17 protein-coding genes and 1 pseudogene are annotated in these 22566 nt (G+C 64.1%); 10 read left to right on the top strand and 8 right to left on the bottom strand.

Annotated elements, in window-relative coordinates:
• Positions 1-3: 3 nt before the first annotated feature.
• The 3 genes and pseudogenes from CW305_RS09585 to CW305_RS09575 form a co-directional block, all read right to left on the bottom strand.
• Complete coding sequence (locus CW305_RS09585; RefSeq protein WP_104097759.1) at positions 4-492, bottom strand: tetratricopeptide repeat protein; 489 nt, start codon at positions 490-492, stop codon at positions 4-6.
• Positions 489-1676, bottom strand: coding sequence for an ABC transporter substrate-binding protein (locus CW305_RS09580; protein WP_104097758.1), 1188 nt, complete (start codon positions 1674-1676; stop codon positions 489-491). The genes CW305_RS09585 and CW305_RS09580 overlap by 4 nt, the downstream gene beginning before the upstream one ends.
• A gap of 138 nt (positions 1677-1814) precedes the next feature.
• Positions 1815-3969 (bottom strand): annotated as a pseudogene (locus CW305_RS09575) (methyl-accepting chemotaxis protein).
• Positions 3970-4358: 389 nt separating this feature from the next.
• On the opposite strand from CW305_RS09575, the gene CW305_RS09570 reads away from it, so the two are divergent.
• The 5 genes from CW305_RS09570 (at position 4359) to CW305_RS09550 (ending at position 10829) form a co-directional block, all read left to right on the top strand.
• Positions 4359-4796, top strand: a complete 438-nt coding sequence (locus tag CW305_RS09570; protein ID WP_014820096.1) for a cupredoxin domain-containing protein — start codon at positions 4359-4361, stop codon at positions 4794-4796.
• A gap of 41 nt (positions 4797-4837) precedes the next feature.
• The gene (locus CW305_RS09565; RefSeq protein ID WP_104097757.1) at positions 4838-6103 is read left to right on the top strand and encodes a HAMP domain-containing sensor histidine kinase; all 1266 of its coding nucleotides are present in this window, start codon (positions 4838-4840) and stop codon (positions 6101-6103) included.
• A complete protein-coding gene (locus CW305_RS09560) occupies positions 6100-6759 on the top strand; it encodes a response regulator transcription factor (RefSeq protein WP_023446938.1) in 660 nt (219 codons plus the stop codon). Before CW305_RS09565 ends, CW305_RS09560 begins: the two co-directional genes overlap by 4 nt.
• A 367-nt stretch (positions 6760-7126) precedes the next feature.
• Complete coding sequence (locus CW305_RS09555) at positions 7127-9427, top strand: TonB-dependent receptor (protein ID WP_104097756.1); 2301 nt, start codon at positions 7127-7129, stop codon at positions 9425-9427.
• A 238-nt stretch (positions 9428-9665) separates the two neighbouring features.
• Positions 9666-10829 (top strand): MFS transporter, encoded by a 1164-nt coding sequence (locus CW305_RS09550; RefSeq protein WP_104097755.1) that lies wholly within the window; start codon positions 9666-9668, stop codon positions 10827-10829.
• Between the two features lie 30 nt (positions 10830-10859).
• Here CW305_RS09550 and CW305_RS09545 read toward each other — a convergent pair whose 3' ends face one another.
• From CW305_RS09545 to exaA, 4 genes are all read right to left on the bottom strand, one after another.
• Positions 10860-11495, bottom strand: a complete 636-nt coding sequence (locus CW305_RS09545) for a 3'-5' exonuclease (protein WP_104097754.1) — start codon at positions 11493-11495, stop codon at positions 10860-10862.
• 106 nt (positions 11496-11601) lie between these two features.
• Complete coding sequence (locus tag CW305_RS09540; RefSeq protein WP_104097753.1) at positions 11602-12918, bottom strand: methyl-accepting chemotaxis protein; 1317 nt, start codon at positions 12916-12918, stop codon at positions 11602-11604.
• 122 nt (positions 12919-13040) lie between these two features.
• Positions 13041-13694 (bottom strand): pentapeptide repeat-containing protein, encoded by a 654-nt coding sequence (locus tag CW305_RS09535; protein WP_104097752.1) that lies wholly within the window; start codon positions 13692-13694, stop codon positions 13041-13043.
• Positions 13695-13857: 163 nt separating this feature from the next.
• Positions 13858-15729, bottom strand: a complete 1872-nt coding sequence (gene exaA / locus CW305_RS09530) for a quinoprotein ethanol dehydrogenase (RefSeq protein ID WP_104097751.1) — start codon at positions 15727-15729, stop codon at positions 13858-13860.
• A gap of 309 nt (positions 15730-16038) precedes the next feature.
• On the opposite strand from exaA, the gene pedF reads away from it, so the two are divergent.
• Genes pedF through CW305_RS09510 form a run of 4 tightly spaced genes read left to right on the top strand, consistent with a single transcriptional unit; the run spans position 16039 to position 19170 of the window.
• Positions 16039-16476: a cytochrome c-550 PedF gene (gene pedF, locus CW305_RS09525; protein ID WP_023445273.1), complete on the top strand. Its 438-nt coding sequence runs from the start codon at positions 16039-16041 to the stop codon at positions 16474-16476.
• Positions 16476-17390 carry a substrate-binding periplasmic protein gene (locus tag CW305_RS09520; RefSeq protein ID WP_104097750.1) on the top strand — a complete coding sequence of 305 codons (915 nt, stop codon included), beginning with the start codon at positions 16476-16478 and terminating at the stop codon, positions 17388-17390. Before pedF ends, CW305_RS09520 begins: the two co-directional genes overlap by 1 nt.
• A 50-nt stretch (positions 17391-17440) precedes the next feature.
• Entirely contained in the window at positions 17441-18187 is a 747-nt protein-coding gene (locus CW305_RS09515; RefSeq protein WP_104097749.1) for a quinoprotein dehydrogenase-associated SoxYZ-like carrier, read from the top strand.
• A 53-nt stretch (positions 18188-18240) separates the two neighbouring features.
• Positions 18241-19170, top strand: a complete 930-nt coding sequence (locus CW305_RS09510) for a quinoprotein relay system zinc metallohydrolase 1 (RefSeq protein WP_104097748.1) — start codon at positions 18241-18243, stop codon at positions 19168-19170.
• Positions 19171-19222: 52 nt separating this feature from the next.
• Here CW305_RS09510 and CW305_RS09505 read toward each other — a convergent pair whose 3' ends face one another.
• On the bottom strand, positions 19223-20461 hold the full coding sequence (locus CW305_RS09505) for a substrate-binding protein (protein WP_104097747.1): 1239 nt from the start codon (positions 20459-20461) through the stop codon (positions 19223-19225).
• Between the two features lie 279 nt (positions 20462-20740).
• On the opposite strand from CW305_RS09505, the gene CW305_RS09500 reads away from it, so the two are divergent.
• Entirely contained in the window at positions 20741-22516 is a 1776-nt protein-coding gene (locus CW305_RS09500) for a PQQ-dependent methanol/ethanol family dehydrogenase (RefSeq protein WP_104097746.1), read from the top strand.
• The last annotated feature ends 50 nt before the right edge of the window (positions 22517-22566 follow it).

Below are 22566 nucleotides of genomic sequence, written 5' to 3'. Positions count from 1 at the left end.
TCGTTATTGTGTGATGGGGGCAGTGGTGTCGCTGTGGTCCAGCTGGCGCAGGTATTCTTCGGCTTCTTCCTGGCCGCCGGCGGCTGCTCGCTGCAACCAATGGCGTGCTGCGACGGCATCGGCTTCGACGCCACGCCCTTCGGCCAGAGCGACGCCCCAGTGGTAGCGCGCCAGGCTGACGTAGCTGGCGTCGTCCGGTTGCTCCGCGCCTTTCTTCAGTAGCGCGGCGGATTTGCTCAGATCCGGCTCCATGCCGCTGCCGCTCTCGTACATTTGCGCCAGCGAAATCATCGAGTAGACGTCGTTCCAGCGCGCCACGCAGTCTTCGAAGATGGCTTTGGCGGCATCGAAGTTACCGGTCTTCGCCGTCACGTAGCCGTAGAGGCATTTGATGCGCTTGGGGCTGTCGACATAGGCCTCATAGCCCAGCTCGTCGGCGCTGGCGGGCAGAGTGGCAAGGCCGAGCAGGGTGGCAGCAGCGAGACGGATCATGGGCGCACCTCGCTCAGGCGGCAGCTGCTTTCCGGTGCGTCGAAGCCCAGGGTGTCCAGTTCGCTGGTGGGATGCAGAAAGCCGTCCTGCGGCGAGTTCGATACCAGCGCCCGCGGGTGTACCAGCGGGATCGGCTGGCGTAGCTGGCCATTCCACGGGCGGAAGCTCAGCTTGCGGCCCTTAAAACCATCCAGCGGCAGCTCACCGCTAAGCGACAGCTGACGGATTGCCGCGGCGTCCGTGCTGCGCAAGCGAGTGACCGCCGCTGCAAGGCTGCGTACGCCCATCCAGGCGGCGAAATCGCGGTCGTTCATCCAGCGCTTGGCATGCGCCTCGAAGCGTTTCTGCAATTGGGCGGCGCCGTAGGTTTCCACCGTCTTGTGCCAGCCGGTGGCCGTCAGGCCCTGGGTGCCTGCCACCGGGCGCGGCAACCAGGTGTGATATGGCACGTATTCACCGAAGTCGCCACGTTCGTCGGCCACCAGCACCACGTCGTATTCGGCACCCTGGGTGAACAACGGCATCTCGGCCTGGGCGCTGCGGCGCTGGTCGTTATCGAAGCTCCAGGGCTTCTCCACAACGACGCGGTGACCGAAGCGCTTGGCCGCGCGGCGCAAAGCATCGGCATAGGCCTTATCCTCAGCGGTCGGACCGACGATCAGCATCCAGCGATTCCAGCGGCGTGCCGCGAGGAACTGGCCGAGCGCATCGGCGAGCATGCTGCGGCTGGGCAGGGTGTGCAGGACATTCGCCAGGCAACTCTGGCTGCGCAGTGCATCGTCGGCACTGCCGGCGTTGATCAGCAGCGCTTCCGGCATGGCGTCCGACAGCTGGCGCAGGGACGCAGCCGGAGCGTTGACCACGAACAGGCGCAGACCGTCGGCGTATTGCTTGCCCGCCTGTTCCAGAAGTTCTTCCGACGTTTCGCTGGTGGCCGCTTCGAGCACATAGCTGTGCTTGAGAAAACGTCCCGTGCTGTTGCTGTCGGTGATCGCCAGTTCGGCGCCGCGCAGGCCGGCGTCTTCGGGCTCAGGAATGACGTTGGAGAGCACCGGGCCGGTGTCTGGGCGATAACCGAGATAACCGATGCGTATCGCCAGCTCCGTGCTGGCAGCCGCTGCAGCGAACTGCGTGCAGCAAGTGAGGGCGATCAGGAAACCGGCTCGTCGTAATACGTGGCTCATGGGCAGCTCCTGTGACGTTGCAGGCAGCATAGGAACCATGGCAGAGCGGGGGAATATGCAGAAAGTACCAGTCGCTGTGTACCAAGGTCGTAGAAGTGACGATGAAAAGGCGGCGCAGGCCCTGCGCCGCCCCGGCCCTTAGCGGACTCGCCTGACCTTGAATCGGCCGACCTGCACGATCATCTGCTGCGCTTGCTGCGTCAGCTCCTGTGCGGCCTGCGTCGATTGCTCGGAGTTGCTGTTGTTGTGGTGCACCACTTCATCGATCTGGCCGATGGCCAGGCTGACCTGTTCGATACCGGACGCCTGCTGGCTCGACGCCGAGGCGATCTCGTCGACCAGCTGCGAAACCTGTGCCGCGCCCTGAACGATCGCTTCCAGCGCCCGTGCCGTGTCGTCGGTGAGCTCCATGCCCTTGATCGTCCGCGCATTGGACTCCTGGATCAGACGGGTAGAGCGCTGTGCGGCCTCGGCACTGCGGGCTGCCAGCTGACGGACTTCATCGGCGACCACCGCGAACCCGCGGCCATGCTCGCCGGCACGGGCCGCCTCGATGGCCGCGTTCAGTGCGAGGAGGTTGGTTTGCGTGGCGATCTCTTCGATTGCCCTGATGATGTTGGTGATATCCAGGCCCGACTGGTTGATCTCCTGCATTGCCGCTTTCAGGGTGACCATCAACTCGTTGCCACCGCGGGCCGAATGCTCGGAATCGCGCGAGAGGGCGTTGGCTTCGCTGGCGTATTCGGAGGTCTGGCGAATCTGCGCAGCCATCTGGTTGATGGTGGCGCTGATCTCAGTCACCGCGGAGGCCGATTCCGTTGCGCCGCTGGAAAGATCTTGGCTGAGGCTCGTCACCTGGCCGGCCTTGTCGTTGATCAGCCCTGAGCTCTGCTGGACCTGGGATACCAACTCGTTAAGGTTGTCGACCATTCGCCTGAGCGCAAGCCCGAGCTGGTCGTGCTCCGAGGCCAGACGGACTTCCACCGCCAGGTCGCCCTGGGAGATGCGTTCGGCCACGTGTACCTGCTCCTGCAGGCTGTCGGCCATTCGGTCGAGGCTGGCGGATAGCTGGCCGACTTCGTCCGCGGACTGGTGCGCCAGGCGCTGGGAAAAGTCGCCTTTCTGAATGGCACCGGCCAGCTGCGCGGCTTTGCGAATGGGCAGGGCGACCGAGCGGGAAGAAAACCACAGCGCAAGCACGGCGAGGATCGAGATGAGCACGCCTGCGCCGATCTGCTGCAGCATGCTCCGATCGCTCTTGGCGTCCATCTCGGTCTTCAGCTCGTTGGCCTTGGCCAGCACGATTTCCTTGTTGATCTTCAGCATCATCGACCAGGGTTTGCCGGTACGACCCAGCTCGATAGGCGCGAACACCACGATCGTGCCGTCCGCGTCCAGACGGGCGAGTTCTTCGCCTTTCTGCACGGCGCTCAGGGCGGTCTGCCACTCGTTTGGCAATACCTTCTGGAAGTGCTGGCCAATCAGGTCTGGCGAGCGGCTCTCCGCCACGATCAGCCCCTGGTCACTGATGATCGCCACTTCGCCTCGGCCCTCGAACAGCTTGCCGGATACTTCCTGGCTGATCTTCTGCACGAAGTCGAGGTTGTAGTCGGTGCCCGCCACACCCATGAAGCGGCCATCGACGATGATCGGAACCGAAAGCGTCGCCAGCCATACCTGCTTGCCCTGCACGATGTAGGGCAGCGGGCCAAGCACGCTCTCCCTGAGCGTTTCCCGCGGCCCGATGTACCAGCCGCCCTTGAGTACGCCGTTGGGGTGCTTGTCCATGGTGTCGTACTCGACCAGCGGCTGCTGCGCCCCGCGTCCAGTAGGGCGTGAAGCGACCGGTCTGCTCGTTGTTACCGTTCTGGCCACCAGTGAATAGGAAATCCTGGCCGTCGATTGCGTCCGGCTCCCAGCACGAGTAGGTGCCGTTGAAGTCCGGATAGCTTTTCAGCACGTTGAGCAGAATCGAGTTCACCTCGTCCCGGCCAATCTGCAGCCCACCCGAACCCACTGGGTTCAGCTTGCCGACCGCGAAGGTCGTCGCCATGCCCCGCGCCGCTTCCAGCGCCTCGGTGAACTCGGAGCGGATTTCTCCGGCGTATTTCCCGCCGAGGTGCTGCAGGGTCTGCAAGGCATCTTCCTGCGCCTGCTGACTGACCCGGTCGGACACCATGCCCTGGGTCGAGCTGGCAAGGTAGACGCTGTAGCCAATCAAGATGCCAGCGGTTGCCAGCAGGCATAAGCCGCCGGTGATCGCTATTCGCTGCTGTATGGATTTGAGAGACATCACGGTTCCTACTCCTGATAACGCAAAAGAACCAGCGGTGGCGGCCCAGGGACGCTGACGGTCTCACGTGGGGCGGCCAGAGATCGGATGATGTCCAATCGGCATCATGCATACCTGGATATTGCGGCCGCGCTGGCCGGAAGTTGATCGGTACCTTGGTACTGCGACCTTGGTACTGATTCGGCTCGCACGGCACGCGGGATTTGCGCCGCCAGGCTGCCGCCGCGGGCGGCGCAGCCGGTATTCGGCTGAATTCGACTCGCCACAGCTGCCATGAAAGTGGCCGCCGCGCCCGATTCATCGGCACCAGAGCGCTACCAAGGTAGGAAGCTGGGCAGGGCGGGGCGCCTTAGGATGGCGACACCGAAAACAATAACGAGGCCATTCCCATGCCCACTTACAAAGCGCTGTTGCTCAACCTGCTGTTCGTTGGCAGCCTGGTCGGATTCGATCACAGCCACGCCGCTGGCGACCTGACCCGTCGTACGCAGGCTTTGCCGGATCTGAAGTTCGGTTCCGAGCAGAGCGACTACGCGGTGTCGCAGAAGGAATATCAGCTGGAAACCGGCGTCGCCTACCAGCTCAAGGTCAGCTCCGATGGCCAGAAGGAGTGCGCGTTCCAGGCGCCCGAGTTCGCCCAGTCGATCTATCTGCGCAAGGTCGAGGCCGGTGGTGTGGAGATCAAGGCGATCACGCTGGTCGAGCTGGAGTTCGAGGATGCCGGCGAGGCGGAAATCTTCTTCCTGCCCGTCAAGCCGGGCAGCTACCCGTTCTACTGCAAGGGGCTGCAGAACAAGGGCATGGAAGGCCGGTTCGTGGTCAAGTGAAGCGGACTGGCGCTCGGCGCTGATCACGGGGAGTTGCCGATATGTCCGCACTTTGGCGAATCAATCTGCTGGTCACGTTGCTCTTCACCCTGATCACCATGGTCTGTCTGGCGGTGTTGCTGCGCCAGGCCGCCCACGATGTAAAGCGTGAGCTCGATGCCGCGGCGGCGGTGGTTGGCTATCTCGGCGAGATGGCCGAGCGCGATCCCGACTCGCTGCGCCCGGGCCTGACCGATAGCCTGCGCCACATTCGTGTGCGCTGGCTGGACGCCACTGAATCGATGCCCGTCGGGGTCGATCCAGCGCTCGACGACTGGCTCGGGTCCTGGCTGTACCCCGCCGAACTGTCGTCACCCAGCGTCCTTCAGCTTTCCAACGGCCAGCGGCTGCACATCAGCGTCGATCCGCATGACGAAGTCGAAGAGGTCAGCGATTCGTTGTTGCAGTTGCTGGTGCTGTTCGGCCTGGCGCTGCTGCTCTGCCTGCTGGCGATCCGCTGGGCCGTGCGTCCGGGCATGCGAGTGCTCAGCGAGTTGCTTGGTGCACTGGTGAGCATCGCCGACGGCCGACTCGACACCCGCCTGCCATCGCATCGCTTCGCCGAGTCGCGCAGGCTCGCCGAACGCTTCAATCACATGGCCGCTGCACTCGAAGATGCGCGGGCCGACAATGAGCAACTGACCCAGGCGCTGCTGGCGCTGCAGGAACGTGAACGCACCCGTCTGGCGCAAGCGCTGCATGACGACCTCGGCCAGTACCTGGCCGGCATCCGCGCGCGCGCCTGTCTGCTGCGCGTCCAGGCGGACCAGCCCGACGCCGTTCGCGATACCGCGGCCCACCTTGAGCAACATAGCCTCGATCTGCAGAACGGATTTCGCACGCTGGTGCGTGACCTGTATCCGGTGATGCTCGATCACCTGAACCTGGAAGACGCCATTGGGCAACTCGCCGAGCAGTGGCAGAGCACCCAGGGCATCGAGTGCGAAGTCCGGCTGCGTGGACCGATGCCAGCGCTGTCGATGGACGCCAAGGTGCATCTCTATCGCATGGTGCAGGAGGCGCTTACCAACGTGGCGCGGCATGCGCGCGCGACTCGCGTGTGCCTGCATCTGTTTGGGGATCACAACGGGCTGCGCCTGTTGCTACGGGACGATGGCCATGGGCTGCCGCCAGAACGGCCGGGCGTCGGTCTGCGTTCGATGGTCGAGCACGCGCGCTGTCTGGGTGCCCGGCTGCGCGTGCGCCACCGCGCCGGCAAGGGTTGGGCGCTCTATCTCAAGTTGCCTTTGCAAGGAGCCACGTCATGAAGATTCTGCTGGTGGATGATCACGCAGTAGTGCGTCAGGGCTACGCGAGCCTGCTCAAGGCTCTGCTTCCCGAGGTGACAGTCAGTGAAGCCGCCAGCGGTGAGCAGGCGCTGGAGCAGGTGCAGGAATCGATTCCCAGCCTGGTCGTGCTCGACCTCGGACTGCCGGGAATCAGCGGACTGGAAACCTGCCGGCGCCTGCGTCAGCGGTTGCCGCTGCTGCCGGTGCTGGTGTTCAGCATGCACGACGAGCTGGCACTGGTCCGGCAGGCGCTGGATGCCGGTGCCTCCGGCTACCTGACCAAACGCTGCGCGCCGGACGTGCTGGTGGAGGCGGTGCGCAAGGTGCTTGCCGGGCAGACCTTCATCGAGCAGCCGCTGGCGACCGATCTGGCCTGCCAGCGGCCTTCGCAGTCGCCAATCAAGGGGCGACTGGGCGAAATGACACCTCGTGAGATGGAAATCTTCATCATGCTCGCGCGTGGCATAGGCAATCGGGAGATTGCCGAGCGGCTGTGTATCAGCAGCAAGACCGTCTCGAACCATATGGCCCTGCTGAAAAGCAAGCTGGAGGTCAGCTCCCAGGCCGAGCTCGTGCACCTGGCCATCGACCAGGGCTTGCTCCGCGTCGGTGACCGCATGGTGTGCGAGGCCTGATCGGCCCACAGCTGTTTCGGCTTCCTGCCGCGCTGCCTCTGTATGCAGCGCGACATGTCCGTGTGCTGAAGCCGCAGCACCTCTCCAATTTTTCCCAAGCACCTGCCCGCCTGTAACAGGCGGACGGGGCGCTTGTGCCTTGCGAAAGTCGTGGGCCCGAGCTAGTGCGCTGGTCGTAAGACCAATCTCCATGCGGCCGGGAATTTTTCCCGCTAGAGCCGGGAATTCTTCCCTGTCGGCATCGCGCCGCGGCTCTTGATAATCGCGTCTGGCAGGTTGCCAGCATGCGGTTGTCCGCGGTTCTTGCCGCGTTGCTAATGCGGGTGGCCTGGCCAGTCCGATTGGCCAACAAGAACAAGGACCACCCATGCCGTACCAGCTCTGTTGCAGCGCGACGCCCCGACGTACGCTGCTGTCCCTCGCCATCGCCGCGCTGTTGCCGGCGTCCGTTCATGCCGAGCAGACGCTCGATCTCGGCAGTCAGGAGGTGATCGGTACCACACCGTTGCCGGGCATCGAGCTGCCGAAGGATCAGGTACCGTCCAACATCCAGTCGCTGGATGACGAGGACCTGCGGCGGCTCGGCGGCCAGTCGCTGGCCGAGAAACTGCAGCGCGGGTTGCCCAGCGTCAACATCAACGAGATCCAGGGCAATCCGTACCAGGCGGACCTCAACTATCGTGGCTTCACGGCCTCGCCGCTGCTCGGCACGCCACAGGGGCTTTCGGTGTTTCTCGACGGCGTGCGGGTCAACGAAGCGTTCGGCGATGTGGTGCACTGGGACCTGCTCCCGAATACCGCCATCGCCAACATGGCCCTGGTGCCGGGCTCGAACCCGCTGTACGGCCTGAACACCCTGGGCGGCGCGCTGGCGCTGCAAACCAAGCGTGGCGATACCCATCCCGGTGGCTCGGCGGAGCTCTACGGCGGCTCGTTCGGACGCCAGGGTGGTGCCATTGAACAGGGTGGCAGCCATGAGGAATTTTCCTGGTACCTGGCCGCCGAGGGCATGGACGAGGACGGCTGGCGTGACCACTCGCCATCCGAGGTCCGCCAGCTGTTCGGAAAGTTCGCCTGGACCACCGATACCACCGATCTGGCCCTGACGCTGGCGCACGCCGACAACGACCTGATCGGCAACGGCCTGATCCCGGAGAGCATGTACGACCAGCGGCGCGAGTCGATCTTCACCTATCCCGACCAGACCGAGAACCGCAGCCACCTGATGGCCCTGTCCGCCAGCCACTGGCTCAACGACAACGATCGGCTTTCCGGCACGATCTATCTGCGCCGCACACGTACCGCGACGCTCAATGGCGACGGCAACGATGAGTACGAGGACGAATACGAGGCGTGGGAAGACGGCGGCTTTATCGGCGAAGGGCCGGAAAGCGGCGTGCTGAACCGTACCCGCACCGCGCAACGTGCCTACGGTCTGGCGCTGCAGTGGGCGCGGCATGTAGGTGCGCATCAGTTCGCCTTCGGACTGTCCCACGACAACACCCGCGCCAGCTTCCACCAGAGCGAGCAGGGCGGCGAGCTGACCGACGAGCGCGGAATCGCCGCCAGCGAAGAGGAGGAACAGGCCAACAGCCTGCTGGGGCGCACCCGTACTTCCAGCCTCTATGCCACCGACACCTGGGCGCTGACCGACGCGCTGCAGCTGACCGGATCGCTGCGCTACAACCGCACCCGCGTGGTGAACACCGATCGCATGGGCGATGCGCTGAATGGCGACTTCACCTATCGCAAACTCAATCCCGCGCTGGGCTTTGCCTGGCAGCTGCGACCGGCGCTGACGGTCTACGGCGGCTTCTCTCAGGGCAACCGCGCGCCGACGCCAATCGAGCTGGGCTGCGCGGACCCTGCAAACCCGTGCAGCCTGCCAAACGCTATGGCGGCCGACCCCTTCCTCGAGCAGGTTGTCACCCGCACGCTGGAGGTCGGTGTACGCGGCGAACTGGCCGGCGGTACCCGCTGGAACCTCGGGGCTTTCCGCAGCGTGAACCATGATGACCTGCTGTTCGTCGGCACCGGCGGCAGCATGGGCTACTTCACCAACTTCGGTCGCACCCGCCGCCAGGGCATCGAACTGGGTCTGGCCGGCGAGCAGGGGCCATTCGACTGGCGGGTGGACTACACCTTCCTGCACGCCACCTTCCGCTCCGGGGCCTGCATTCTCGCCGAGAACAACAGCACCGAAGGCGAGGGCGGCTGCCCGGACGACGAGATCCGCGTGTCCAGCGGTGACTATCTGCCAGGCCTGCCGAAGCACAACCTCAAGCTGGGGCTGAACTTGAATCTCAATGAGCGCCTGCGAGTAGGCACCAGCGTCCTGGCGTACTCGTCGCAGTACGTGCGCGGTAACGAGAACAACCGTCATCAGCCCAACGACGAGGTAGAGGGCAGCGGCAAGCTGCCAGGTTACGCGGTGGTCAACCTCACTGCCGATTACCGCTTCGCCCGTGACTGGACGCTGTTCGGCCGGGTCGACAACCTCTTCGACAAGCGGTACGCCACCGGCGGTGCGTTGGCCGAGAACTCCTTCGTCGGTGCTGGCAACGCTTTCGAGTCGGACCCGGATGAATGGCGCCACGAGCAGTTCATCGCCCCAGGCGCGCCCCGGGCGGGCTGGGTGGGCGTGCGTTATCGCTGGGATGCGCTATAACCGATCAGTCGCAGCACCACCGAGCATGCCGGGCCTTTGCGCCCGGCATGTTCGCGTCCGGCCTGGCTGCGGTGTTCGGTGTGCTCGCTGTTCAAGGTTCTGACGTGAAATCGTCACGGGCGATTGCGTATCCTGGCGAGCTTGGCCGATTGGTTGACGGCAGCACAGGAGCACGGATGAACCGCGTCCATCATTACCCCCTCGTCTCGCAACGTGCCGCTGGCGGGTGCCGCTGAGCATGCGGTCACGTCTGCGCATCGTTCTTGCACTCGGCAGTGCACAGACCCTGGCCTGGGGCTCGACCTACTACCTGCCGGCCATTCTCGCCGAACCGATGGCGAGCGAGCTGGGCATTTCCACCGGCAATGTATTCGCTGCATTTTCCCTGGCACTGATCGTCACGGCCGTCCTCGGGCCGCTGTCGGGCAAGCGCATCGACCATCATGGCGGGCGCTATGTGCTGGCGCTTTCCAGCATCGTTTTTGCCCTCGGCCTGGCCCTGCTCGGCCTGGCCAACGGACCGCTGATGCTCTGGCTCGGCTGGTTGGTGATCGGCATCGGCATGGCGCTGGGCCTTTACGAGTCGGCCTTCTCCACGCTTGCCGGCATCTACGGTCGCAATGCACGCGGCGCGATCACCGGCATCACCTTGCTCGCCGGCTTCGCCAGTACAGTCTGCTGGCCGATCAGCGGCTGGCTGAATGCCGAGTTCGGCTGGCGCGCCACTTGCCTCACATGGGCCGGGGCGCACCTGCTGTTCGGGCTGCCATTGAACCGGCTGCTGATTCCGGTTGGCGTGCAGCCGGCCCCGTCCCCGGCAGAGCAAGCGCAGACAAACGATCGTTCGGGTGCTGGATCGACCATGGCGCTGCTGGCCTTCGTCTTCGCCGCCACCTGGTTCACCAGCACGGCGATGGCGGCGCACCTGCCACGTCTGTTGCAGGAGTCCGGGCTGTCAGCGGCCGCGGCCATCGGAATCGCGGCGCTGGTCGGACCGGCCCAGGTCGGGGCGCGCTGCCTGGAGTTCGTCCTGCTGCAGCGCTTCCATCCACTGATCTCGGCCCGTCTCGCCGCTATCGCCCATCCCATCGGCGCGGCTGGCGTGATGCTGGTGGGTGCGCCTGCGACCACCGCATTCGTGCTTCTGCATGGCGGCGGCAACGGCATTCTGACCATCGCCAAAGGGACCTTGCCGCTGGCGATATTCGGCCCCCATGGCTATGGCCTGCGCCAGGGGCTGCTGATGGTACCGGCACGTTTCGCCCAAGCGTTTTCGCCGCTGGTGTTCGCGCTGCTGATCGACGACTTCGGTACGCGGGCGCTGTGGCTGTCGGCGGCGCTGGGCGTCCTGGCGTATGCCGCACTGACCTTCCTGCAACGCCGGGCGCATGGGCTGGCCTGACTCCTGTTGACTGCCGCCGCCGAAGCCCTGTCAGCGCGGTAGCGCTGCGAGCAGCATCGCTTGTTGGTCTGCGCTCAGACCGAGAAATACGCACAGCGCGGCGTAGGCGTCGTTGGCCGCGTAGGCCTGCTGTGCCTCGGTCAGCTCGGGATTCGCCCAGTTTGAGGTGGCCACGCTGCGGGATTTTTCGATCCGTGCGTCGAGCACTGCGGCCACCGCACCGCGCAGGCCGACCTGACCCTTCTTGCCCTGATAGCGAAGTACCGAGCCCAGGTCCAGCAGCCTGATCGGGCGGATGCCCAGCTTGCCTTGCAGCCTGGAACGATCCGACTTCAGCCCGAAACCGATCTTCGCCAGCGCGGGCGATTGCAGGATTGCGCTGGCCGCTTCGATGCAGCCGGGCATGCCGATCCTGAACAGGTAGGCCTTTGCCGGGGTGGCGAACTGGATCAGGTGCGGACCGCTGGAGACTTCGCCCACCTTGAAGGTCGGTTTGGATTCGGTATCGAAACCGATGCAGGCAAAGCTCATGATTTCCTCCACCGCCGCGTGAAACTCGTCCGCTGTCGCGGGGGTGACGATGCTCGGCGACGTCAGCCCGTCGAAGCGCGGCAGCCCGTCGACATTCGGATGCTGGCGGATATGAATGATCAGCTTCTGCGTCAAGCTGGCGTCCTCCGAACGCTGATGATCGAGTCAGCCTGCAGCGGTGCCGACTCGGCTGTAGCGCGGCCATCCCTCATGTGCCGATCTGCTGTGGACAGGCTCGCCATCAGTTCTTCAACTGGCTGGCGAACTGCCCGACCGCGCCGACCACGCGCTGCGCGCCGTCCTGGATCTCGACGATCACCGCGCCGGCCTGGTTGGCGAATTCCAGTCCCTGCTCGGCCTGGTCACGGCTCGCGCTCATGCTGTGCACGGCGGCTTGCGCCAGGTCCTGGTTCTTCTGCACCACGCCGACGATCTCTTCGGCGGCCTTGCTGGTGCGGGCCGCCAGCTGGCGAACCTCGTCGGCCACCACCGCGAAGCCACGGCCCTGATCACCGGCCCGTGCGGCTTCGATGGCGGCGTTGAGGGCCAGCAGGTTGGTCTGGTCGGCAATGCCGCTGATGGTCTTGAGGATCGCGCCGATCAGCTGCGATTGCTTGTCCAGCGCCTCGATACCGTCGGAGGCTTCCTGCATCTGCTGGGCGATGCGATGCATCACTTCGACCGTCTGCTGGACCACTTGCGCGCCGCGCTGGGCGCTGAGGTCGGTGTGCTGGGAGGTGTCGTAGGCAATCGTTGCGGCGTCGGCCACGGCCATCTCCCGGCTGACCTGGTCGGTGATGACGGTGGCGAACTTGATCACTTTGTACAGCTTGCCGTAGGCATCGAGCACCGGGTTGTAGGAAGCCTCGAGCCAGACGGTCTGGCCGTGGGCATCAATACGCTTGAAGCGTTCGGCGATGTACTCGCCACGGTTGAGGCTAGCCCAGAATTCGCGATAGGCCGGCGACTCGCTTTCCTCACGCTCACAGAACATGCGGTGGTGCTTGCCCTTGATCTGCTCGAGGCGGTAGCCCATGCCGTCGAGGAACCGCTGGTTGGCGGTGATGACATGCCCGCCGAGGTCAAACTCGATCACCGCGGTGGAGCGCAACAGCGCGTTGATTACGCTCTCGTGCTCGCGTGAGGTCTCGATGGTGCGGGTCAGGTTGGTGGCGCATAGCGTGAAGTGGTGCAACGTGCCATCCGAGCCCGTGATCGGCTGCCAGATCGAACGCAGCCAGGCTTCCTGGCCGTCAGCCTGCAGCAGTCGGTAGGCGCCGCTGATGTGCTCCGCGCGCTGCATGGCGGTCTTGAGGCGTGAGTAGTTCGGTTCGGTACGAAACTGCTGGCTGAAGAAGTCGTCGACGGAGCGGCCGATGAGATCGTCGCGGCGATAACCCATTTCGCTGAGGAACAGCTCGTTGGCGTGCTGAATGCGTCCTTGCGGGTCCAGTTCCAGGACCATCATCTCCCTGTACAACGAGTTCTTGATCTGCTGATTGACTGCGGCTTCCTCGCGCAATTCAGCCAGTTCCCGTTTCAGGTTCTTGTTGAACATTTATTGGCATCCGGTGAAGGGCAAGACAGCCCAGTCACTTGATCGGCGCCTGAGTCATTTTCCTGAAGTTGCCAGCCAATGGTTTGCTCTATACCGGCGATTGAATTGGCCTATCGGCGGTTTCATTTCTCCCAATCGACCGGGCAGTCCTTGCAGCCTTCCATGTTGGTGCCTTGAAACGTCGCGTAGTGCCGGCGCGCGCCGGTTAGCACGGCGTTGCCCAGGTTGGCGTCGTTGAGCTTGGCTTCCTGCAGGTTGGCGTCGGTCAGATCGGCACCCTCGAGATCGGCCTTGCTCAGCCAGGTCATTTCCAGGTCGGCGGCGTGCAGCGTGCTGCCGTGCATCCTGGCGCCACTCATGCGGGCGAACTCAAGGTAGGCGCCAGTGAGGTCGGCTCCCTTGAACTGGGCGGCCTGGGCGAACAGGCCCCAGCCCTGGATGGCGATCAGCCGGGCATCGGTGAAATTGGCCAGGCGCAGGTTGGCCTGTTGCAGGCTGGCGCGGTTAAGCGTGGCAGCGGTTAGGTTGGCTTTTTCCAGATTGGCCAGGTCGAGGTTGGCGTGGCGCAGGTTGGCGCCAGAGAGGTTGGCACCGGCGAGGTTGATGCGGCGCAGGTCCTGATTGCTGAGGTCGGCGCCGCGCAGATCGGCGTTGGCACATTGGCTCTCGGGCTGGAGCACGCAGCCGTTGATCGTCAGAGGACCGTCATCCGCAGCGAAGGCGGACGCGCTGGCGAACAGGGCCAGTGGCAGGAGCAAGCGGTTAGGGCTGTTCATGGGAAGTCACCTGGGGCAGGGCAATAGAGAAAAGCGGTCGCGTGGCGTTTCTGGCCTGTCGACGAGAGCGCCAACCCGGAGCCGGCTGGGCCAGACGCGCCACGCGAGCCGCTGTACGTTGAAAACAAGAGGCGTGCCCGCGCGGTGGCGGGCACGGCTCGGCTCATCGCTTGGCGGTCTTCTTCTCCCAATCCGGCAGCTTGAATACCCAGAAGGAACCACCCTGGGCGACCGGCTTGGTCAGTACGGCCATGTCGCCGCCCCACAGCGGCACGGCGCCGCCGTAACCGACCGTCACGCCGATGTACTGCTCGCCGTCCTGCTCCCAGGTCACAGGCGGGGAAATCACGCCGCTGCCAGTCTGGAATTTCCACAGCTCGTCACCGGTTTTTGCGTTGAAGGCCTTGAAGTAGCCGTCGCTGGTGCCGGTGAATACCAGGTTGCCCTTGGTTGCCAGCACGCCGGCCCACAATGGCAGTTTTTCCTTGTGTTCCCAGGCCACCTTGCCAGTGGTCGGGTCCATGGCGCGCAGGATGCCGACGTGGTCGTCGTACATGCGCTTGATGCGGAAGCCCTGGCCGAGATAGGCCGAGCCCTTCTTGTAGCTGACTTCCTCGGTCCAGTAGTCCTCTTTCCAGTGGTTGGCCGGTACGTAGAACAGGCCGGTGTCCTGGCTGTAGGCCATGGGGTTCCAGTTCTTGCCGCCGAGGAAGGGTGGGGATACTTCAACCGATTTGCCGTGCTTCTCGCCCGGCTCCGGTTTGGGTGGGCGCTGGCCCTCGTTCTCCACTGGTCGACCGGTTTTCAGATCGATATGGCTGGCCCAGGTGATGCCGTCGACGAAGGGGAAGGCGTTCTGCAGCTTGCCGTCCTTACGGTCGACAACATAGAAGAAGCCGTTGCGGTCGGCGTGGGCCGTGGCCTTGACGGTCTTGCCGTTCTTGTCCTTGTAATCGAACAGCACCAGCTCGTTGTTGCCGGAGAAGTCCCAGGCATCGTTCGGGGTGTGCTGGTAGAACCACTTCACCTCGCCGGTGCTCGGGTCGACACCGACCTGCCCGGAGGTGTAGAGACTGTCGTAATCCTTCGGGTCGCCGCCATCGCTGGTGCGCTCCCAGCCGTTCCACGGGGCGGGGTTGCCGGCACCGACGATGATGGTGTTGGTTTCCGGGTCGAAGCTCGCACTCTGCCACGGCGCGCCGCCGCCCTGACTCCAGGCTTCCTTCTTGCCGGTCGGGTGGTTGGGATCGTCCGGCCAGGACGGCGCCTTGATGTCGCCGGTCGGCGTGCTGTCCTTGCCGTTGAGACGACCCATGTGGCCCTCGACGAAGGGGCGCATCCAGACTTCTTCGCCGGTATCCGGGTCGCGGGCGAACAGTTTGCCGACGATGCCGAACTCGTCACCGGAGCTGCCGTGTACCAGCAGCACCTTGCCGGTCTTGGCGTCTTTGACCAGCGTCGGTGCGCCGGTCATGGTGTAGCCGGCGCCGTGATCGCCGAACTTCTTGTTCCAGACGACCTTGCCGGTGTCCTTGTTCAGCGCCACGACACGGGCGTCGAGGGTGCCGAAGTAGATCTTGTCGCCGTAGATGGCGGCACCGCGGTTGACCACGTCGCAGCACGGGCGGATGTCGTCGGGCAGGCGATGGGCGTAACTCCACAGGCGCTTGCCGGTCTTGGCATCGAGGGCGAAGACGCGCGAATAGGAGCCGGTCACGTAGATCACGCCATCATGGACGATGGCCTGGGATTCCTGGCCGCGCTGTTTCTCGTCACCGAAGGAGAACGACCAGGCCGGGGTCAGCTTGAATACGTTGTCTTCATTGACCTGTGCCAGCGGGCTCCAGCGTTGCGCACTGGTGCCCATGCCGTATTGCAGGACGTTCTCGGTGGACAGGTGATCGTTGGCGATGTCTTCCCAGCTGACCGGCTTGGCCTGGGCGGCTGCGGCCAACGCGAGGCTGCCGGTCAGCGCCAGGCATTGCACGGCAATGGCGAGGGGGCGTTTGCTGCCGGGGTGCGATCTTGTTGTCATGGTTGCGATTCCCTTGGTCGATTCGGACGAGGCCGCCGTATGCCGGTGGCCTGGCGATTCGATTATTGGGAGCGCGCCATGGGCGCCGACACGGAAAAGCTCCCGCCGATACCGGGAATCCTTCCCGAACCCTGCTGATTTAGCCTTGCTACCTCTGGGGGGCGGGAGGCGGTAGCAAAACCCAGTACCAAGGGAGGAGATGCAGGCATCCAAAGCAGGATTCTGCCGATGCACTGACACGGCCAACATGACCACCATGCGCTCCGATGGGGCTGCCTTGCACAGGTTCTCGAATAGAGGGTGGTAGTCATGAATAACAAGATCTTTTTGCGCTCACTGCTGGCAGCGGGTGTTCTCGGTATGTCCGGCCTGGTTCTGGCGCATGGCGACGTGACGCCGCAAGCGGTCAACACCAAGGGCCTGCCGCAACTCGGTGAAGAATGGCTGGACGAGAACCCCTATCGTGCGCCCAACGAGCACCACGACCTGGCGGTCGAGATCGGTTCGTCCGCTTACAACCAGAACTGCGCGCGTTGCCACGGTCTGGAAGCCATTTCAGGCGGTATCGCCCCCGACCTGCGTGAGCTGGAAGCCAGCTACGACGGCGACGAGTGGTACAAGGAGCGCGTGATCAATGGCGCGGTCCGTGACGGTGCCGTGTACATGCCGCGCATGGCCGACACCCTCAGCCAGGAAGCGCTGTGGGCGATCCGGACCTATATTGAAAGCGAAGCGGCCAAGCAGTGATGAACGCCGTCCGGCTGGTTCTGTCGCTGTGGCTGGCCCTGTGCTGCGCACTGGCGCAGGCGGACGTGGTCAAGGTGCGCGCCTTCGATGACATCATCGAATCCGGCGTGCTCAAGGTGGCGATGTACGAGAATTTCCCGCCGTACAGCTACCAGCAGGATGGCCAGCCGCGCGGTGTCGATGTGGAACTCGCACGCAAGCTCGCCGAGGGGCTGGACCTGAAGCTGGAAGTGCTGTGGGTAACGCCGGACGAAACCCTCGACGACGACCTGCGCAACTTCATCTGGAAGGGCCACTACCTGCGGCCTGGTGTGCTGGCAGACGTGATGCTGCGTGTGCCCTACGACCGCGAGTTCGCCTACAAGCGCAACGAGCTGGGGGAAGTGATCAACGAGCTGGTGGTGATGTTCGCGCCCTACCAGCGCGAGCGCTGGCAGACCGCGTATGACGACCGCCGCATCGACGAGGTGCCGAGCGTGGCGGTCTTTCAATATCACCCGATCGGCGTCGAAGTGGACAGCGTGCCCTCGTTCTACCTGTCTTCGGTATTCGAGGGCCGACTGGCGAAGCACACCCACCACTACCCGAGCATCCGCGAGGCATTCGCTGCGCTGCAACAGGGCGAGGTGGACGCCACCATGGCCATGCGCGCGGAGATCGAGTGGCTGCTCGATCAAGCCGACGACAAGCACCTGAAACTCGCCGAGAACGCTTACCCGAACATGGGCAAGCAGGTATGGGATCTTGGCATGGCGGTGCACGAATCCAACCGGCAGCTGGCGTACGCGCTGGAAGAAGTGCTGGAGCCGCTGATTCTTGAAGGCGAGCTGGAAAAGCTCTACGCCAGCTACGGCTTGAGCTACGAGCTGCCCGGGTTGTACCAGGATGTAGAGAGCGACGTGGCCGGGCGCTGACCGGTCGCGCCATGCCGATCCCGCTGCGGATCGCTGTTCGAGGAGTCGACATGAGCGTCCGAGTCTTGCTGCTGCTGATGGTCTTTCACGCGCCGAGCGCCCTGGCGGCGGAGGCCGATCCGCTGCAATCGGTGATGTGGGAATACCACCACAAGGGCTTGCTCAACAGCGAGCCCTATGTGTTCGACGAGCGCGTAAAGGTCCAGATGCCGCCATTCGCCGAGGATTCGCGACAGGTGCCGGTGCACATCGATGCCAGAGCCCTCGGTGACGAGGTGGTGCGCATCGAGGCCTGGGCCGACCTCAATCCCATCCCACGGATTTTCACCTTCACGCCTGGCGAGCAGGTCGTGCCGCTGGTCGCCATTCGCATACGTGTGGAACAGGCGACACCGATCCGCGCGGCGGTGCTGACCCGTGACGGTGTCTGGCACATCGGCTCGGCCAAGGTCGATGCTGCCGGTGGCGGCTGTACGGCGCCGAGCGTGGTGCGTGCCCAGCCAGGCTGGGAAGACCGCCTCGGTGAGGTCATCGGTGGGCGCTTCGCCCGTGGCGATTTCAGTCGTTTGCGCCTGCAGGTCTCCCATCCGATGGATAACGGCCTGGTCGGCGGCATTCCCGAGTTCTTTCTCAACCAGGCCGAGCTGCGCGATGCCGACGGTCAGGTCTTGGCGGAGCTGGAACTGTATCCGGCGGTCGCCGAAAACCCGAGTCTGAGCCTGGAAGTGAACGGCGCGCAGGACACCCGCCTGTGGCTGCGTGACAACAACGGCAACGAGTTCGAAGCCGCGCTCTGAGCTGACCAGCTCGCGTTCTCTCCGAGAGCCAGCAACCAAGCCAAGGAGGCGTCATGCGCCTGTTGCTCCTGATGTTCGCGTTCTGTCTGACCCTGCCCGCACACGCCGAGCTGCGTTACACGCTGCAGCCGCGGCAGATTGCCGATGACGTGTGGCTGCTGGAAGGCTCGACCGACAACTTCGACAAGGCCAACGGCGGCAATATCGTCAACACCGGCTTCATCGTCACCGCGGCCGGCGTGGTGGTGATCGACAGCGGCCCGTCGCGGCGTTATGGCGAGGCGATGCGCGCGGCTATCGCGAGCGTTACCGATCGTCCGGTCATCAAGCTGCTGCTGACTCATCATCACCCCGACCACGTCCTCGGCAACCAGGCATTTGCCGATGTGCCCATCGCCGCGCTCGCCGGTACGACCGAGCTGTTGCGCGAGCAGGGCAATGCCATGGCCGAGAACATGTACCGCCTGGTAGGTGACTGGATGCGCGGTACGGAGGTGGTGCTGCCATCCGAGACCCTGGCGCCCGGCACGCTGGAGATCGGCGGGCGCTCCCTGCGCCTGCTCGCCCTGCGCGGTCACACCGGTGCCGATCTGGCCATTCTCGACGAACGCAGTGGCGTGCTCTTCGCCGGCGACATCCTGTTCTACCAACGCGCGCTGACCACGCCCAACAGCCCAGGCCTGGATGTCTGGCTGGAAGACCTCGATACCCTAGAGGCGCTGCCCTGGAAACGCCTGGTCGCTGGCCATGGCCCGGTGGCCGATGATGCCGAGCCGTTCGTGCAGATGCGCGACTACCTCGGCTGGCTGGACGGCTTGTTGCGAGAAGCCGCCAACGGCGGGGCGGACATGAACGAGGTGATCCAGAGCCCGATTCCCGAGCGCTTCGCCGGCATCAGCCTGACCCGCTATGAGCTGATCCGTAGCGTCAGCCATCTGTATCCGCGCTATGAAGCGATGGCGCTGCAGCGCGTCGACGAGTGAAGGCGCGCCCGCGGCGCGCCTATTGGTGTTCCACTCCAGTCGCTGCATCCGGTCACTGCAGCTGTAGCTGATCGCCGCGCTCCTGCTGCCAGTCGTCCAGGCTAGGCGCGGCTTCCTCGCCATCCATGCGATGGATGATGGTGAAGTAGTCCTGCTTGAAGCGATCCTGCATGATCTCGTTGCGCTCGCGTACCCGTACCGCGTAGATGCTCTGGACGTTCTGGTGGTCGAAGTCGCGCCAGTACTGCTCGTCCTTCAACAGGCTGTAGCGATGGTTCTCCAGCGCGGTGATGACGGCTTCGCTATCCAGGCGGCCCGCCCGCCGCACGGCATCGGCCCACTGCCGGACGATGCCGTAGGCCGACGCCGCGGTGCTGCCGGGGTAGGCCTGATGCAAGGCGATGTAGCGCTCGACGAACGCCTGACCGGTTTCGCTTTTCTCGCGCTGCGGTACCCGCCAGGTCCAGGCTTCGGTGCCGATCACGTTTTCCATCACCAGCGGTCCGGCTTGCTCGACGATGCTCTGGTTGAGGTTGGGCGCGATGATCTGCATGTGCTTGCCCAGCTCCAGGGTGTGCGCCAGGCGCATGGTCTGCACCAGATCCTGGCCGAGCAGAACGATCACCAGCACATCCGCATCACTGGCGGCAGCCTTCTGCAGTGCGCTCAGGTAGTCATCGCGGCGGGCACCTCGCGCGGCGATCTTCGAGTAGCCGTGGCGTGCGCGGTCGCGGCTCTTGGTCGCTTCACGCAGGGCCTGCTCCATGCTGTGGCCCCAGGCATCGTCGAGGCTGATGTAGTGGTAGCGGCGATTGGGCATGTGCCAGCTGAGGTACTCGCCGAGTACCCGCGCGCTCATCCAGGCACTGTTGGATTCGCGGAATAGATGCCGATGGCCGTCTCGTCCGGTGATCTCGTTGGCGTAGCCGAGGGTGGGGAAGTACAGCAGTCCGAGTTCGCGGGCGCGCTGGCCGGCGCTCATCGCCTCTTCGCTGTTGGCGCCGCCGAAGATCATCGCTGCGCCCTGTTTGGCGAAACGGTCGACGTTGGCACGCGCCTTTTCCGCGCGCGCTGCCGAATTCAGGCTGACCAGCTCCAGGCGTCGGCCCAGCAAACCACCACCCTGGTTGATCTGGTCGACGGCAAGCAGGGCGCCACGGCGTAGCTCCAGACCTTCGGACTTGTAGTTGCCGGTGCTCGGGTAATTGAGACCCAGACGGATCGGTTCGGCCGCATGGGCGCTTTGTAGTGTGAAGACGAGGAAGGCGATGATCAGGGTAGGGCGAAGCATGGCTCTTATCCTTCTGAGCGAGGGGGCATCCGTTTTAGGGGGTAGGGTGGGCCTGGCGGAATTGTCTTTTCCGGCCGAATAGGTGCGACTTTCGGTGCCGCCCGGCATTGGCAGCTGGCGGAATCACGCGTCTTTCGTGGGCCGCGGCGGCGTATTGCTACCAAGGGAGGAGGAAAATCGGTACTGCGGGCAATTGTTGGCGAGGCGGTGCAAACCAAGAATCAACAACAGACCGGGAAAATTTCCCGGCATAACAATGAACCCGCAGAGGTAGCCGCAATGAAGCACACCGGTCTTCGCAAGCCCTTCGCCTTGACGGCGCTATGCGCCGCGGTGGCGATGTCCAGCCTGCACGCCTGGGCCGTAACCGACCAGGAAATCCTCAACGATGCCAAATCCACCGATCAGATCGTCACCAACGGTCTGGGTTTGCAGGGCCAGCGCTACAGTACGCTGGACACGTTGAATACCAATAACATCAATCAGTTGCGACCGGTTTGGGGCTTCTCTCTCGGCGGTGAAAAGCAGCGCGGTCAGGAAGCGCAGCCGCTGATCAAGGACGGCGTGATGTACATCACCGGCTCCTACTCGCGTGTATATGCACTGGACGCCCGTACCGGCAAGGAACTGTGGCAGTACGATGCCCGCCTGCCCGACGGCATCATGCCGTGCTGTGACGTGATCAACCGTGGTGTTGCGCTGTATGGCGATCTGGTGATCTTCGGCACCCTGGATGCCAAGCTGGTCGCCCTGAACAAGGACACCGGCAAGGTGGTCTGGAAGAAGACTGTCGCCGACTACAAGGCCGGTTACTCGCTGACCGCCGCGCCGCTGGTGGTGAACGGCAAGCTGATCACCGGCGTCTCCGGTGGTGAGTTCGGCGTGGTCGGCAAGGTCGAGGCCTACGACGCGAAGAATGGTGAGCTGCTGTGGACCCGTCCGACCGTGGAAGGACACATGGGTTACGTCTGGAAAGACGGCAAGAAGGTCGAGAGCGGCATCTCCGGCGGCGAAGCCGGCAAGACCTGGCCGGGCGACCTGTGGAAGACCGGCGGTGCCGCTCCATGGCTGGGCGGCTACTACGATCCGGACACCGACTCGCTGCTGTTCGGTACCGGTAACCCGGCGCCGTGGAACTCGCACCTGCGCCCTGGCGACAACCTGTACTCGTCCTCGCGTCTGGCGCTGGACCCGAATGACGGCTCGATCAAGTGGCACTTCCAGTCCACCCCGCATGACGGCTGGGACTTCGACGGCGTCAACGAGCTGATCTCCTTCGACTACAAGGACGGCGGCAAGACCATCAAGGCTGCCGGCACGGCAGACCGTAACGGCTTCTTCTACGTGCTAGATCGCACCAACGGCAAGTTCATCCGTGGCTTCCCGTTCGTTGACAAGATCACCTGGGCCAAGGGCCTGGACAAGGCTGGCCGTCCGATCTACGACGAAGCCCACCGCCCGGGCAATCCTGCCGACGCGGACAAGGGCAAGTCGGTGTTCGTCGCACCGTCCTTCCTCGGTGGCAAGAACTGGATGCCAATGGCCTACAGCCAGGACACCGGCCTGTTCTACGTGCCGTCCAACGAGTGGGGCATGGACATCTGGAACGAAGGCGTATCCTACAAGAAGGGTGCCGCCTACCTGGGTGCTGGCTTCACCATCAAGCCGCTCAACGACGACTTCATCGGTGTGCTGCGCGCAATCGATCCGAAGACCGGCAAGGAAGTATGGCGCTACAACAACTACGCTCCGCTGTGGGGCGGCGTGTTGGCCACCAAGGGCAATCTGGTGTTCACCGGCAACCCTGAGGGCTACCTGATGGCCTTCGACGCCAAGACCGGCAAGAAGGTCTACGAGTTCAACACCGGCTCGGGCGTCATCGGTTCTCCGGTCACCTGGGAAATGGATGGCGAGCAGTACGTTTCCGTTCTCTCCGGCTGGGGTGGTGCGGTACCGCTGTGGGGCGGCGAGGTCGCCAAGCGCGTGAAGGACTTCAACCAGGGCGGTATGCTCTGGACCTTCAAGCTGCCGAAGGATCTGGTCGCCAAGCGCTGATCAGCCTGCGTTATGCAAACCCGGCGACCGTCGGGTTTGCGCAAACAGAA

It is taken from the genome of Stutzerimonas kunmingensis (genome assembly GCF_002929225.1).
GTDB lineage: Bacteria > Pseudomonadota > Gammaproteobacteria > Pseudomonadales > Pseudomonadaceae > Stutzerimonas.
The sequence above is the reverse complement of the archived record's forward strand: the minus strand, read 5'-3'. Positions and strand labels throughout refer to the sequence as shown.